The organism is Sphingomonas taxi (genome assembly GCF_000764535.1).
GTDB lineage: Bacteria > Pseudomonadota > Alphaproteobacteria > Sphingomonadales > Sphingomonadaceae > Sphingomonas > Sphingomonas taxi.
On record NZ_CP009571.1, the window covers coordinates 1,366,218 to 1,381,668 of the forward strand.

The window sequence follows — 15,451 nt, forward strand, 5'->3', positions numbered from 1 at the left end:
CTATTGAATACCTTTGCGTAGGACCTCGCGCGTCATTCGGCGCGGATGGTCACTCCGCCGACGAGTCCCGACGGCCTGCCCGCCTCCGGCTGGACGATCAGCACCACGGCGCGCGCGCCGCTGCCCGGCGGCAGCTTCGCCTCGATCGGCGCGACCGCGGCGTCGGTCTTGGCGGCGAGCCGGCGGCCGTCGACCCACAGCTCCGCCCGCCCGGCGACGCCGGCGAAGGCGATCCGCCCGCCCCGCGCCGCCACCGCGCGCACCGGCGTGACGCGCGCGCGATAGACCTGCCAGCCACCCTGCGGCTCGGCCGGCGTCGGGGTGCCGCCGCGCACGAATGCCCAGCTGTTGTTGTCGCCGCTCGCCGGCGCCAGCGCCGGATCGGGCCGTGCGGCGAGTAGCGGCGAGCGTCGCCAGTCGGCGATCGCGCGCACCGCCGCCACCCGCGGCACCTGTGCCCGCGCCGGTACCGCGACGCGGTCGATCGTCAGGCGCGCCGGCTTCAGCCCCGGCGCGGTCGCGCGCAGCACGATCGTCCCGCGCGCGGCGGCATCCGCCTGCACCAGCACCTGCGCCAGGCCGTTGAACAGCGACCGCGCGCCGCTGGTCGGACCGTCGCCCTTTTCGGATTCGTGGCTGTTGGGATCGCCGTTGCCGACGCCGACGATCGTCGCTCCCGCAACGGTGAATTGCGTCGGCAGATTGGCGGTCGGCACGTGGCGGCCGCGCGCGTCGATCGCATCGATCGTCACCGGCTGCACGTCCTCGCCGTCGCCCGCCATCGCGCGCCTCGCCGGCGTCAGCCGCAGCGCGACCGGCGCGCCCGCGGTCTCGTGACCGGCGCGCGCCACCTCGCGTCCGCCGGACAGCGCGATCACCTCCAGCGTGCCCGGCGCATAGGGGACGGTGAAGGCATTGCCCATCAGCCGGTCGACCGCCGCCTCGCCGACGACGCGGCCGTTGAGTTTGAGCACGACCCGCTCGGCATTGGACAGGACGAGCACCGGCACCGGCTGCCCCTCGCGGCCCGGCCACGTCCAGTGCGGCGCGAGGCCGACGACGGGCGTGTCGTCGATCCAGCCGGCGCGATGGATGTCATACGCCGTCTTGCGGAACCCGCAGAGGTCGAGGATGCCGAAGAAGCTCGCGATCGTCGGCCAGACGTGCGGCGTCGGCTCGCCGTGATAGTCGAAGCCGGTCCACACGAAGCCGCCCGCGACGAACGGTCGCCTGGCGATCTCCGCCCAGCCCTTGCGATGCGTCTCGCCCCAGCCGGCGGCATCGTCGTCCATCGACGAGCGGATGTGCTTCTCCGGGATCGTCTCATAGGCGCCGCGCGTCTCGAACGCGCTGGTATCCTCCGAGCTGGTCATCGGCTTGGTCGGGTTGAGCGCGTGGAACCGGTCGTAATCGCCCGGATAATAATTGAAGCCGACCACGTCGACGACGGTCGAGACGTTCTCGGGATTGAAGAACGACCCGTTCATCGCCGCGGTCACCGGCCGGCTGTCGTCGAGCCGCTTCACCGCCGCCGCCATCCGCCGCACCATCTGCACACCGGCCGCGGTGCCCTGCATCGGCTCCTCGTTGAACACCGACCACAGGATGACGCTCGGGTGGTTACGGTCGCGCCGCACCAGCCATTCGAGCTGCGCCATATAATCGGGCGAGGGATTGAAGTTACGGTTCTCGTCCATGACGAGGAAGCCCATCCGGTCGCACAGGTCGAGGAAGGCGACCGGCGGCGCATTGTGCGAACAGCGGATCGCGTTGCAGCCGAGCTCCTTCAGCCGTTCCAGCCGCCACGCGAGCAGCCCGTCGGGCAGCGCCACGCCGACGCCGGCATGGTCGTGGTGGATGCACACGCCCTTCAGCTTGACGGGCGCGTCGTTGACGAACAGCCCCTTGTCGGCATCGAAGCGGATCGTGCGGAAGCCGATCGGCACGCGCCGCCGGTCGACCGCGGCGCCGTCGCGCTCCAGCGTCACCGCGACGGTGTAGAGCGTCGGCGTCTCGACCGACCAGAGGCGCGGCGCAGCGACCGGCACCACCGCCTGCGTCACCGCCTCGTCCAGCGGCGCGACCGTCACCGGCGGCAGGGGGAGCGTCGCGATGGTACGGCCGTCGGGATCGATCAGGCTGGCGACCGCCCGCACCGTCACCGGTGCCGCCTCGGTCGAGCGTATCGTCACCGCGACCGGCACCGTCCAGCCGCCATCCGCGCCCCGCCGCGGGTCGCAATGCACGCCGTCGGTGACGATCGACACCGGCGCGCGCGTCGCCAGCCAGGCGTGGCGGTACAGACCGGCGCCTTCGTACCACCAGCCCTCCATCGCCTCGGCATCGACGCGGATCGCGACGACGTTGGTCTCGTCGCCGAACCGCGCGAACGGGGTGATGTCGATATAGACGCTGTTATAGCCCGACCAATTGTGCGCGACGACGCTGCCGTTGACCCAGATCGTCGCATTGGTCGCGATGCCGTCGAACTGCAGTTCGAGATAGCGGCCGCGGCTGGCGGGATCGAGCCGGAAGCTGCGCCGGTACCAGGCGATGCCGCGCGGGCGATAGCCCTGCGCGACGTTGGCGGTCTCGACGAACGGCTGGAACGACGCCCAATCGTGCGGCAGCGTCACCACCGGCCATTCGCTGTCGTCATAGTCCATCGCCGCCGCGCCGGTGGCGTTGCCCGCCTTGGCGCGCAGATAGGTCTCGTTATGCGTCGCCGCCGGTGGCACGGCGATGTCGCCTTCGTGGAACAGCCAGCCCTGGTCGAAGCCGATCCGCGAGGGGTCGCCGACCGGCAGCGGCGGCAACAGGCCGTCGACCGGTGCGGGCATCGGCAACGCGCCGTAACGGCTGCCCGGCGCCGCCAGCGCGGCGCCCGGCAGGGACAGCGTCAGACCGGCACCGGCGGACCCGAGAAGCTGCCGCCGGTCGATCGTCATGCCCGTCGTCCTCCGATGGTCGTCGCGACCGGCGCCATCGCCGCGGTCAGTTGCACCCAGTCGGCGCGCAGCCCCGTGGCGAGCGTGCCCCGCTCCGCCGCCAGCCCCAGGAACGCCGCCGGATTGCCCGCCGCGAGCCGCGCCGCCACCGCCGGCGCCAGCCCGAGCATCCCCATCGCATTGGCCACCGCCGCCGCCATGTCGAGGTCCGACCCCGCCAGCGTGCCGTCCTCATAGGAGCAGATGCCGTCGCGCACGCGGATCTGCCGGCCCTGCAACACGAAGTCCTTCTGCTCGGCGCCGACCGACGACATCGCGTCGGTGACCAGCATCATCCGCTCGATGCCGCGCGCGCGCAGCGCGATGCGCAGCACCGCCGGGGCGACATGCACGCCGTCGACGATCAGCCCGCACCACGGCCGTGGATCGTCGAGCGCGGCGCCGACCAGACCGGGGGTCCGCTGCACCATCGCCGGCATCGCGTTGAACAGATGGGTGATGCCGCTCAGCCCCGCGTCGAACGCCGCCAGCGCGCCGTCATAGCCGACCTCGGTATGGCCGGCGCTGACCAGCACCCCCGCCGCGGTCAGCGCGGCGATGTCGTCGATATGCGCCAGCTCGGGCGCCAGCGTCACCATCACCTTGCCGCGGCGCGGCCGGGTGAGCAGCGCGATCATCCCGGCGTCGAGCAGGCGGAACCGGGTGGGATCGTGGATGCCCTTGCGCGCGACGTTGAGCCACGGCCCCTCGATATGCACGCCGACCACGCCCGGCACGCCCGCCGCGATCGCCTCGTCCACCGCATCCAGCGCCAGCGCGATCCGGTCGGGCGTGTCGCTGATCAGCGTCGGCAGCAGCGCGGTGGTGCCGTAGCGCGCATGCGCCTCGGCGATCGCGCGGACACCTGCAACGTTCGTCTCGTCGTTGAACAGCACGCCGCCGCCGCCATTGACCTGCGTGTCGATGAAGCCGGGCATCAGCCAGCCGCCGTCGAGGTCGACCGCGTCGCCAGCCTCGCCGTCGAGCGGCCGGATCGCGGCGATCCGCTCGTCCGAGACGACGATCTCCGCGCCGCGCCACACCGCATCGGCCACGACGACGTGACCGTTGGTGAACCGATAGGCCTCGCTCATAACGTGCGCGTCACCTTGGCGAGATGCGGCGGCGTGTCGGGATCGAGCCCGCGCCGTCGCGACAGCGCCTCGGCGAGGCCGTAGAAGCTCGCCAGCATCAGGATCGGCTGCACCGCCGGATGCGCGTCGAGCGCCGGCAAATTGGCGCGCGCGTCGCCGGCATGCGCGGACAGCACCGTCGCGCCGCGTCCGGCGAACGTCTCCGCCACCGCCATCACGTCGTCGCCCGCCGCGTCGGAGGTCGCCAGCGCCAGCACCGGGAAGCCCTCGCCGACGATCGCCATCGGGCCGTGGCGCACTTCCGCCGCGCTGAACGGCTCGGCCTGCACCTGGCACGTTTCCTTGAGCTTCAGCGCGCATTCCTGCGCGACGCCGAAGCCATAGCCGCGGCCGATCACGAACATCTGCTTCGCCTCGGCGAGCGGCTCGACGCCCGCGCTCCAGTCGAGCGCCACGGCACGGTCGAGCTGCTCGGGCAGCGCCGCCACCGCCGCGGTGAGCGCGTCGTCGCCCGACCAGGCCGCGACCAGCGCCGCCAGCCCCGCCATCGCCGCGATGCACGACTTGGTCGCCGCCACCGACCGCTCCGGCCCGGCGCTCAGCGCGAGCAGCGTATCCGCCATCTCGGCAAGCGGCGACGTCTCGTCGTTGACCAGCGCGACCACCTCGGCGCCGGCCTTGGCGTGCGCCTCCACCGTCGCGAGCAAATCGGGGCTGCGGCCCGATTGCGAGATCGCGATGCACAGCGCCCGCCGCGTCGTCACCGGCGCGTCGAACAGCGACACCACCGACGGCGCCGCCGAGGCGACCGGCACGCCGATCAGCGTCTCGATCAGATATTTGCCGTACATCGCCGCATGGTCCGACGAGCCGCGTGCGCAGGTCACCACCACGTCGGGCGGCGTCGCGCGCAGCCGCTCGCCGAGCGCGCGCAGCGCCTCGGCATTGCGCGCCACCAGCCGTGCGACGGTCGCTCCCGCCTCCAGCGTCTCGGCGCGCATCAGCGTGCCCGTCATCGTATCGGTCGTCACTTGGATCAGGGCCCCCGGGCGTGTGTCAGCTATCGGCGAGCTCGGCCACGAAATCGTAGCTGTCGCCGCGGTAATAGGATCGGGTGAATTCGACGGCACGGCCGTCGCGCAGGAAACCGCGCCGCTCGATCAGCAGCCCGGGCGAACCCGGGTCGACGCCGAGCATCCGCGCATGATCGGTACCGAACGGCACCGCACGCAGCCGTTGCAGCGCGCGCACCGGCCGATGCCCCGCATCGGTCAGCGCCGCATAGAGCGAGGCGTCGACCGCATCGAGCGACGGCAGGCAGAAGCCGGCGATCGTCGAGACCTCCAGCGCCATCGGCACCTCGTCGGCGAAGCGCAGCCGCTGGAAGCGATAGACCGGCGCGCTCGGCGACAGCGCCAGCGCCATCGATTCCTCGGGGCTGACCGTGCCGACGCTGCGCGACACCCAGCTGCTGCTCGGCACCAGCCCGCGCGCGATCATGTCCTCGGTGAACGACGACAATTTGCTGAAATTCTTCTCGACGCGGCCGGCGACGAAGGTGCCCGCGCCGCGCCGGCGGGTGAGCAGCCCTTCCTCGACCAGCCCCTCGATCGCCTTGCGCACGGTGATCCGCGACACCCCATATTCCACCGCGAGATCGCGCTCGGCGGGAATGGCGTCGCCGCGCACGATCACCTCGCCGCCGATCGCGTCGCGGATGAGCTGTTGCAGCTGCAGATAGAGCGGTGAGGGATTGTCGGCACGAAACCGCCCCACCCGGCTCACGAAACTCATCCCTCACTCCCTGTCCTGCTGCTTGTGGCGTCAACGGGTGCCACGGCTCGCAGAGCGGCGCCAGTGGCGCCTTGCCCTACAATTGTCTTAGATTGGACTTGTCGTCAATCACCTGGCGCAGCTCTGCGACCAGCCGACGGCTCGTCACCCGCGGCAGCGGGCCGAAGTCGAGCCGCGCATCCTCCGCCGCTGCCGGCGCGCTCGCCGAGCCGTGCACCGCCGCTACCCCGGTCGCCGCGATCAGGCCGGCGACGTTGCCGGGCGCGACCCCCGCCCCCGCCATCACCACCAGCCGGCCGCCGGCACGCGACACCATCCGCGCGATCGTCGCCGCCCCCGCCGGCGCCGACGCGGCCCCGCCCGAGGTCAGGATATGATCGAAGCCGAGTGCCACCGCCTCCTCCACCGCCGCGACGGGATCGTCGACCACGTCGATCGCGCGATGCAGCGTCAGTCCCGCCGGCAGCTCCGGCAGCGCCGCGCGCCACGCCGCCAGCGCCTGCCGGTCGAGCCGCCCGTCGCGCGTCGCGCCGAACACCAGCCCCTGCACCCCCGCCGCGAGCAACGCCGCCGCCTCGCGCCCTGCCAGCCCCATATCGGCCGCATCATAGTCGAAGCCGCCGGGCCGCGGGCGGACCATCGCCCGCACCGGCACGCCCGCCGGCCGCGCCACGTCGAGCACCGCCGCGACCAGCCCCGCCGACGGCGTCAGCCCGCCGAGCGCCAGCGCTGCGCACAATTCGATCCGGTCGCACCCGCCGGCGATCGCCGCCGCCGCGCCCTCCGCCGATTCGACGCATATTTCCAAAGCGATTCGCGGACGGGAGCCGAAACTGTCAGACGGCACCATGTTCATTCCTCCGACACCGCACAGGACCTATCGAGTGCCGGTGCAAAACCCGTTTTGACGTCGCACGCAACCCGTGATCGCCACCGAAGCTGCGACGAACCGAGTGTCGAGCCGCCTCCGCCCCGACCCGCCGGCACTGCTCGCCCGCCCACGACCACGTCTCGCAAATCATTGATCTGACGCTTGATCTTGTCACTTCGGAACCACTCACCCAGGGCCGCTCCGGCCCCATCGCGCACGGTTCGGCGCGTTTTGGAAACAAATTTGACATAATCTACTGCGTGAATTGGTTTACATTGGTTATACCTTACCACGCACGACGCGAGACACGATGCCGAAATGGCACGCTCGCCACGCCTGTCGCCGGCATCTGCGGCAGCTTGGGATAGGGGGGCACGCGGCCGGGCGTGTTCCGCGAAGGGGACTGAACCTTATGCACCTCCGCCACGCGATTCTGGCGACCACCGCGCTCACCCTCTCCGCTGCGGCGGCGCAGGCGCAGACCACGCCGACCACGACCCCGCCGGGCAGCAGCGAGCAGGCGCAGCCCGCCGCCGCCGACGGCGGGCAAAGCGGCGACGAGATCGTCGTCACCGGTTATCGCGGCAGCCTGCGCGAGGCGATCAACGTCAAGCGCAACGCCAATGCCGTCGTCGACGTCATCACCTCGGAAGACGTCGGCAAATTCCCCGACCGCAACGTCGCCGAATCGCTGTCGCACATTCCCGGCGTCAGCATCGACCGCCGCTTCGGCGAGGGCGAGAAGGTCGCGATCCTCGGCACCGATCCCGCGCTCAACCGCATGCTGCTCGACGGCCATGCGCTCGCCTCGGCGGACTGGGGCGGCAACGACAACGATCCGTCCAGCCGCACCTTCAACTATTCGCTGCTCGCGCCCGAACTCGTCGACCGGCTGGAAGTCTACAAGTCGCCCGAACCGCGTATCGAGGAAGGCAGCCTCGGCGGCACCGTCATCGTCCGCACCCGCCGTCCGCTCGACCTGCCCGCCAATTCGATCTTCGCCTCGGGCGGTTATTCGTACAACGACCGGTCGGACAAGGGCAATGTCCGCGCCTCGGGCCTGTATAGCTGGCGCAATGCCGACGAGACCTTCGGCGTCCTCGTCGCCGCCACCTACGACAAGCAGAACCTGACCCGCGCCGGCGTCGAATTCTTCGGCTATGACAATACGGCGCCCAACGCCGACGGCACCTACAACAGCCCGTTCGTCAACCGCGCCAGCGACGGCACGCTCAGCCTCAAGAGCCCCGGCGCGACGATCACCGGCGGCACCATCGCCGATCTCTACAAGGCGGCCTCGCCCTTCGGCATCAACTACGCCTATTTCCAGCAGCAGCGGCAGCGCAAGAGCGTGTCGGGCACGATGCAGTTCCGCCCGACCAGCGAACTGACCTTCACGCTCAACGGCACGCATATCGACGGCAATTACAACAATTACAGCCAGTCGATGTACACGATCCCCGGCGCCTGGACCGGCGACGTGCTGCAGTCGGCGACGATCAGCAACGGCGTCGTCACCGCCGCGAGCTTCGGCGCGGCCCGGCAGCAGGCGTCGCAGCTCGACACGCTCGTCCGCCGCACCAGCCTGAAGACCGACAATCTCAACCTGTTCGCCGACTGGGAAGGCGACGGCGGCGCCAAGATCAACTTCGCGGGCGGTTGGTCCAAGGCGACCGGCGGCCGCAATCCCGAATATCTGTTCAACGTGCAGACCAGGCTGCCTTACAGCTATGCCTTCACCAGCGATAGCGCGACGGTGAATTACGTCGGCGATCCCACCAACCCGGCCAATTACTTCACCAACCCGAACAACAATCCGGCGCAGATCGAAGGCCGTCCGGTCACCACCGCCAGCGGCGCGCAGCTCGTCGCCGCGCAGATCGGCGGGCTCGATTATAGCGTCACCACCGATCGCGACATCTTCGGTGGCTATGACGCGACCATCCCGGTCGACTTCGGCCCGTTCACCGAAATCCTGCTCGGCAGCCGCGTCACCGATCACGTCAACCGGATCAACGCGCGTGGCGTGAACACCTATCTGCAACAGTCGTTCAACGTCACCCAGCTCGGCGTCACCGCACTGTCCACTCCGGACGGCACGTTCGACGGCAGCGGCGGCATGGGCAATGCCACCAAATATCTGAACCTGCCGCAGCAGGCGGTGATCGACATCCTCGCCAACGCAATCAACAGCCCGCTGGTCACCAAGGTCGCCGCCTCGACCAAGGTCCGCGAGACGGTGATGGCCTCCTATGCGCAGGCCAATTTCGATCAGGGCGGCGTGCGCGGCAATATCGGCGGTCGCCTCGTCTATACCCGCGACGTCTCCAATTACGCGACGACGTTGAGCAACACGGTCAACCCGACACCGGTGCCGACCCGTACCGCCACCGATTATCTGAAGTTCCTGCCCAGCCTCAACATCGCTTATTCGATCACGCCCAAGGTGATCGTCCGCGGTGCGGTCGCGCGCGTGATCGCCCGGCCGCGCTACGAGGATCTGGCGGCGGCGACCTCGCTCAACAACGTCACGCTCGACGGCGGTGGCGGCAATCCCAACCTCAAGCCGTACGAATCGACCAATTACGAGCTGACCGCCGAATATTATCCGCGCGCCGGCACGCTGCTCGCCGTCGAGCTGTTCCGTCGCGAGATCTCGAACTACATCTTCAACACGCGCACCAATGCGGTGTTCTTCAACTCGCTGACCAACGCGCTGGCGACCTATAACGTCAACCAGCCGATCAACGGCGGCAAGGCCAAGGTCAACGGCGCCCTCGCGTCTGCGCAGACCGACATCTGGGGCGGCTTCGGTTTGCAGGCGAACTATTCCTATCAGGAAAGCACCACCTCCAACACCGACGTCACCGGCACGACGCTCAACCTGCCCTATCTGTCGAAGCACACCGTCAACGTGATCCCCTATTTCGAGAAGGGGCCGTTCCAGGCGCGCGTCAGCTACAATTACCGGTCGAGCTATTTCCGCACGATCGGCCGCCTCGGCTCGCGCGAGATGGTCGCGCCGTACAGCCAGCTCGACGCCTCGGCGTCGCTCAACCTCACCAAGGGCATCGTGCTGAGCGTCAACGCGCAGAACCTGCTCGACGAGACCTATCGCCAGTATAATGCGACGCCCGATCGCCCGACCGCTTTCTACAAGAACGGTCGCACCTTCGCCGCGGCGCTGTCCTTCAGAATGTAACCTTCGGCTGATACCACCGGTCCGGACCTGGTCCGGCTCCCCGGCTCTTTTCCCCGCAGAGCGCCCCTCCCCTGGGGGTGTTCCGGCCCTCGGCCCCGGCATCGCGTTGCGATCGCCGGGGTCTTTTTTTGCGCGTCAGGCATGGACGCCGCGGCATCGGTCCTGCAAGATACCATCAAATACCAAAACAGGACCAAGGGGTTGTCATGAGGGAGCATGTCGGTTTCGCGACCATCGTCGGCGGCGTTCTGGCGCTGCTTTCGCCGGCCGCGGCGACCGCCCGGACCGCTCCTGCTCCCGCTCCCTTGCCGCTCGTGCCGATGCCGCAGACCGTGACCCGTGGCAGCGGCAGCTTCACCGTCGCCGATGGCGCCCGGCTCGCCGTTCCCGCCGGCGACGCGGGGGCTGAGGCCGCCGCCCGGCTGCTCGCGGCGCACGTCCGCGTCGAACGCGGCCTCACCCTCGCTCCGATCGCCGGCAACGCACCGATCCGCTTCGTCCGCGACGCGACGATCGCGGGCGACGAGGCCTATCGGCTCGACGTCGACGGCCGCGGCATCCGCATCGCCGCGTCCGGCGACCGCGGCCTCGTCCACGGCGCGATGACGCTGGCGCAATTGCTCAGCCCCGATCGCGCCTATGGCCGGTCGGTCGCGGTGCCCGCGCTCGCCATCACCGACGCGCCGCGCTTCGCGTGGCGCGGGCTGATGATCGACCCCGCGCGTCACTTCCAGCCGATCGGCTTCCTCCGCGGCATCGTCGACCAGATGGCGTCGGTGAAGCTCAACACGCTCCATCTCCATCTCACCGACGATCAGGGCTGGCGGTTCGAGGTCAAGCGTTACCCCCGGCTCACCGAAATCGGCGCATGGCGCACCCCGCCCTCGGCCGGCGGCGCGCCCGGCCCGCGCGTCGGCGGCTTCTACACGCAGGACGAATTGCGCGGCCTCGTCGCCTACGCCGCCGAGCGCGGCATCGTCATCGTCCCCGAGATCGACCTGCCCGGCCACGCCCAGGCGCTGGTCGCCGCCTATCCCGAACACGGCGTGCTCGGCGATCGTCCTGCGGTCGGCCACGATTGGGGCGTGAACCCCTATCTACTCAACCCGCGGCCCGAGACGGTGCGCTTCGTCGAGGACATCCTCGACGAATTGCTCGCCGTCTTCCCCGGCCCGTACATCCACCTCGGCGGCGACGAGGCGGTCAAGGACCAATGGGAACGCTCGCCGCAGGTGCAGGCGCAGATGGCGTCGCTCGGCCTCAAGACCGAGATGCAGATGCAGAGCTGGCTGATCGATCAGCTCGGCGCCTATCTCGCCAGGCACGACCGCCGCCTGATCGGCTGGGACGAGATCCTCGAGGGCGAATTGTCGCCGTCGGCCTCGGTGATGTCGTGGCGGGGCGACAAGGGCGCGGTCGAGGCGGCGTCGCGCGGCCACGACGTCGTGCTGTCGCCCGGCCCGACGCTCTATCTCGACAATTCGCAAAGCCGCCGCGACGACGAACCGCCCGGCCGGCTCGCCGTCCAGACGCTCGCCGATCTCTATCGCTACGATCCGATGCCGGCGGGCATCGCCCCCGACAAGGCGGGCCACGTCCTCGGCGCGCAGGGCAATGCGTTCAGCGAATATCTCATCACCGCGTCGCAGGTGCAGCACGCGATCTTCCCGCGCGCCGCCGCGCTCGCCGAGATCACCTGGTCCGCCAAGGCCGCGCGCGACTTCCCCGGCTTCGTATCGCGCGTCCAGCCGCAGCTCGCACGCTGGCGCCGCTCGGGACTGGAGGTCGCCGACAGCGCCTTCGCGGTCGGTTACACGATCCAGGGCCGCCGCGGCGATGCGCTGCGTGCCGGCCGGGTGACGGTGGCGCTGGCGACGCAAGCGCCGCTCGGCACGATCCGCTATACGCTCGACGGCAAGGACCCGACGCCGCGCTCGCGCGCCTATGCCGCGCCGCTGACGCTGGCCCCCGGCGCGACGATCCGCGCCGCCGCCTTCGATGCCAGCGGCACCGTACTCGCCACCCCGCGCGCCTTCGCGACCGGCCGCGCCGCGCTGCTCGCCCGCGGCAACAGCGACCTGCCCGCCTGCCCGACCGGGTCGCTCGCGCTGCGCGTGCCGCTGACCGCGGACGCCACCGCCGACGCGCCGGCGTACGACATCGACCTGTTCGACACCTGCTCGGTCTACCCCGCCGCGCCGCTCGACGTGGCGAGCGGGATCACGCTCGACATCGCCCGCCTGCCGCGCCCGTTCGGCCTCGCGCACGATTTCACCCAGCTGCGCGCGCATTATAACGTCACGCCACATGGCGAGCTGGTCGTCACCGCCGGCTGCCCGGTCAAGGACGGCCCGCGCCCGCCGGTCGTCGCGACCTTCCCGCTGCCCGACCCGGCAACCGCGCCCAACCGCTTCCGCGTCACCGCACCCGTCGCCCGGCGCAGCGGCGATCCCGACCTCTGCCTGCAATTCACCTCGCCGCTCTCCGACCCGCTCTATGCGGTCGAGCGCGTGCAACTGACGGAGCCCAATTCGTGAAGCCCCTCCGCCCCGCCCTGTTCACGCTGGCGCTGCTCGCGCTGACCCCCGCTCATGCCGCCCCGCGCGAGGCGGTGCCGCTGGATCGCGACTGGCAGGTCCGCCTCGACCCCGCCGACACCGCCGCCGCCAAGGCGCACCCCAAGGAGACGCGCTGGCTGCCCGCCCGCGTCCCCGGCAGCGTCCAGCAGGACCTGATCGCCGCCAAGCGCGTCCCCGATCCGTTCAAGGGGACCAACGAGGCGGCGATCCAATGGGTCGGCCTGTCCGACTGGCTGTTCCGCACCCGCCTGACGGTCACCCCGGCGATGCTGGCGCGCGACCATCTCGACCTCGTCTTCGACGGCCTCGACACCTTCGCTACCGTCCGCGTCAACGGCACGGTGCTGCTCTCCGCCGACAACGCCCACCGCCGCTGGCGCGCCGACGCCAAGCCGCTGCTCAAGGCCGGCGCCAACGAAATCCTCGTCACCATCGCCTCGCCGATCAAGCAACTCGCGCCGCTCGTCCTCGCCGAACAGCATCCGCTGCCCGGCGAATATGTCTCGGCGTTCAAGGACGATCCCGGCGACCGCCAGACCTCGCCCTATATCCGCAAGCCCAAATACCAATATGGCTGGGACTGGGGTCCGCGGATCGTCACTATCGGCCTGTGGCGCCCCGCCCGGCTCGAGGCATGGGACGAGGCGCGGCTCGACACGCTGCGCGTCGAGCAGGACGCGCTCAACGACGCCGAGGCGCGGCTCACCGCCCGCGCGACGATCGTCGCCGACCGCGCCAGGACCGTGACGCTGCGCACCCTCCTCACCGCCCCCGACGGCACCACGCAGACGATCGACCGTCCGGTCGCGGTCGCGCCCGGCAGCAACGCCGTCGCCATCCCCCTCACCGTCGCCACGCCGCAGCGCTGGCAGCCGGTCGGCTATGGCGCGCAGCCGCTCTACACCGTCGCCACCAGCCTCGTCGTCGACGGCGTCGACTCCGATCGCAGCCAGCGCCGCATCGGCTTGCGCACCGTCGCGCTGGACCGCCGCAACGGCGCGTTCGGCTTCATCGTCAACGGCACGTCGATCTTCGCCAAGGGCGCCAACCTAATCCCGTTCGACAGCTTCCCCGCCCGCGTCGATCGCGCCGAGATGCAGTCGCTGCTCACCGGCGCGCGCGACGCACACATGAACATGATCCGCATCTGGGGCGGCGGTTATTATCTCGACGACGCCTTCTACGAGATGGCCGACCGCATGGGCCTGATGATCTGGCAGGATTTCATGTTCGGCGGCTCGGTCACGCCCCCCGACGCGGCGTTCCGCGAGAACGTCCGCATCGAGGCCGACGAACAGGTCGCGCGCCTCGGCGACCATCCCTCGATCGTCATCTGGACCGGCAACAACGAAGTCCTGTCCGGCTGGGAGAATTGGGGCGACCGCAAGGCGTTCAAGACCGCGATCGGCCCCGACGAGCAGGAGCGGATCGGCACCGGCATGGCGGTGCTGTTCGACCGCGTGCTGCGCGACGCGGTGACCCGCAACAGCCCCGGCACCCCCTATATGCCCGGTTCGCCGTCGAGCGATTACGAAGGCCCCAACGACACCGACGCCAACGGCGACCGCCATTTCTGGGACGTCTGGTCGGGCTCCAAGCCGGTCGAGCAATATCTCGACCATTGCCCGCGCTTCATGTCCGAATATGGCTTCCAGTCGATGCCGACGATGGCGACGATCCGCGACTTCGCCGGGCCGGGGCCGCTCGCCGCCGACAGCGCGGTGATGAAGGCGCACCAGAAGTTCCTGTCCGGCGAAGGCAATGCGCGCCTCCAGCTCTATCTCGACCAGCGGCTGCGCCCGGCGAAGGACTTCGCCGACTTCGTCTATCTGACGCAGGTCGATCAGGCGCAGGCGATCAGCCTCGCCGCCCTCCACCATCGCGCCTGCCGGCCGGTGACGATGGGCTCGCTGTTCTGGCAGCTCAACGACGTCTGGCCGTCGGTCAGCTGGGCGAGCATCGACCATCTCGGCCAGTGGAAGCTGCTGCAATATGAGGCGAAGCGCTTCTTCGCGCCGCAGGCGATCGTCGCCGAGCACAAGGATGGCGCGACCCGCGTCGTGCTGCTCTCCGACGCGACCACGCCGCTGCCGGCCCGCTGGCGGCTCACCGTCCGCGACATGACCGGCGCGACGCTGTCGACCCGCGAAGAGGCGGCGACGCTCGCCCCGCTGTCCGCGGCGACGGTCGCGACACTGCCCGACGCCGATCTGTTCGGCACCGCCGCGCCGGCGCAGAGCTACGCGGTCGCCGAACTGCTGGTCGACGGCCGCACCGTCAGCCGCACCCTCGTCGAGCGTCTCGTGCCCAGGGACATGGCCTATCCGGACCCCGGGCTGACGCTGCGCCGCTCGGGCGACACCGCGACGATCACCGCCACCAACCTCGCGCGCGCGGTGATGATCGACATGGGCGACACCCCCGGACAGGCGTCCGACAACGGCTTCGACCTGCTCCCCGGCGAAAGCGTCACGGTGACGCTCACCGGCAAGCAGACCCCGACGCTCAGGACGCTGGCCCGCTGATGGCGGCGCGCGTCCGTCTCATCGCGTCCGTTGGATCGCGGTCACGCGAAACCGCGAAGCCGCGAAGAGATGCGCGCGCAGCAGCGCAAAGCCCCCGCGGCGCAGCCGCCCGCAAAATCCCCCCGGCAACAAGCGCCCCCGGCATAGAATCGCGGCCGGGCACCACCAAGCCCACCCCCTCCGCGCCTCCGCGCCTCCGCGCGAACGTCCCCTTATCTTCCTCTTCCTGCTCTTCCACTTCGCGTCTTCGCGTCTTCGCGCGACCCCCCTCAAGTGTTCCCGCGAAGGCGGGAACCCAGAGCCAAGCAGAGCAACGTCCGATGGCGTCCGGGACCCTGGGCTCCCGCCTTCGCGGGAGCACTGGCTTGGTTCCGCAAGGGTCTCGCGTCCGCAAGAGCG

The 15,451-nt window shown here is 70.2% G+C and carries 8 protein-coding genes; 3 read left to right on the forward strand and 5 right to left on the reverse strand.

All coding sequences use genetic code 11. The features are described 5' to 3' along the window. Window positions 1-32: 32 nt before the first annotated feature. The 5 genes from galA to MC45_RS06110 all read right to left on the reverse strand — a co-directional run bounded on the left by galA (window position 33) and on the right by MC45_RS06110 (window position 6,725). On the reverse strand, window positions 33-2,948 hold the full coding sequence (galA, locus tag MC45_RS06090; RefSeq protein WP_081974347.1) for a beta-galactosidase GalA: 2,916 nt from the start codon (window positions 2,946-2,948) through the stop codon (window positions 33-35). Next, window positions 2,945-4,081, reverse strand: a complete 1,137-nt coding sequence (nagA, locus tag MC45_RS06095) for an N-acetylglucosamine-6-phosphate deacetylase (RefSeq protein WP_038660804.1) — start codon at window positions 4,079-4,081, stop codon at window positions 2,945-2,947. The genes galA and nagA overlap by 4 nt, the downstream gene beginning before the upstream one ends. Next, window positions 4,078-5,097 (reverse strand): SIS domain-containing protein, encoded by a 1,020-nt coding sequence (locus tag MC45_RS06100; protein WP_038666616.1) that lies wholly within the window; start codon window positions 5,095-5,097, stop codon window positions 4,078-4,080. Before MC45_RS06100 ends, nagA begins: the two co-directional genes overlap by 4 nt. A 40-nt stretch (window positions 5,098-5,137) precedes the next feature. Beyond that, the gene (locus MC45_RS06105) at window positions 5,138-5,875 is read right to left on the reverse strand and encodes a GntR family transcriptional regulator (RefSeq protein ID WP_038660807.1); all 738 of its coding nucleotides are present in this window, start codon (window positions 5,873-5,875) and stop codon (window positions 5,138-5,140) included. 76 nt (window positions 5,876-5,951) lie between these two features. After that, complete coding sequence (locus MC45_RS06110; RefSeq protein ID WP_038666619.1) at window positions 5,952-6,725, reverse strand: copper homeostasis protein CutC; 774 nt, start codon at window positions 6,723-6,725, stop codon at window positions 5,952-5,954. A 433-nt stretch (window positions 6,726-7,158) separates the two neighbouring features. On the opposite strand from MC45_RS06110, the gene MC45_RS06115 reads away from it, so the two are divergent. From MC45_RS06115 to MC45_RS06125, 3 genes are all read left to right on the forward strand, one after another. Next, window positions 7,159-9,948 (forward strand): TonB-dependent receptor, encoded by a 2,790-nt coding sequence (locus MC45_RS06115; RefSeq protein WP_038660810.1) that lies wholly within the window; start codon window positions 7,159-7,161, stop codon window positions 9,946-9,948. Between the two features lie 206 nt (window positions 9,949-10,154). Then, on the forward strand, window positions 10,155-12,485 hold the full coding sequence (locus MC45_RS06120) for a beta-N-acetylhexosaminidase (protein WP_038660813.1): 2,331 nt from the start codon (window positions 10,155-10,157) through the stop codon (window positions 12,483-12,485). After that, window positions 12,482-15,052, forward strand: coding sequence for a beta-mannosidase (locus MC45_RS06125; protein WP_038660816.1), 2,571 nt, complete (start codon window positions 12,482-12,484; stop codon window positions 15,050-15,052). The genes MC45_RS06120 and MC45_RS06125 overlap by 4 nt, the downstream gene beginning before the upstream one ends. Window positions 15,053-15,451 lie beyond the last annotated feature (399 nt).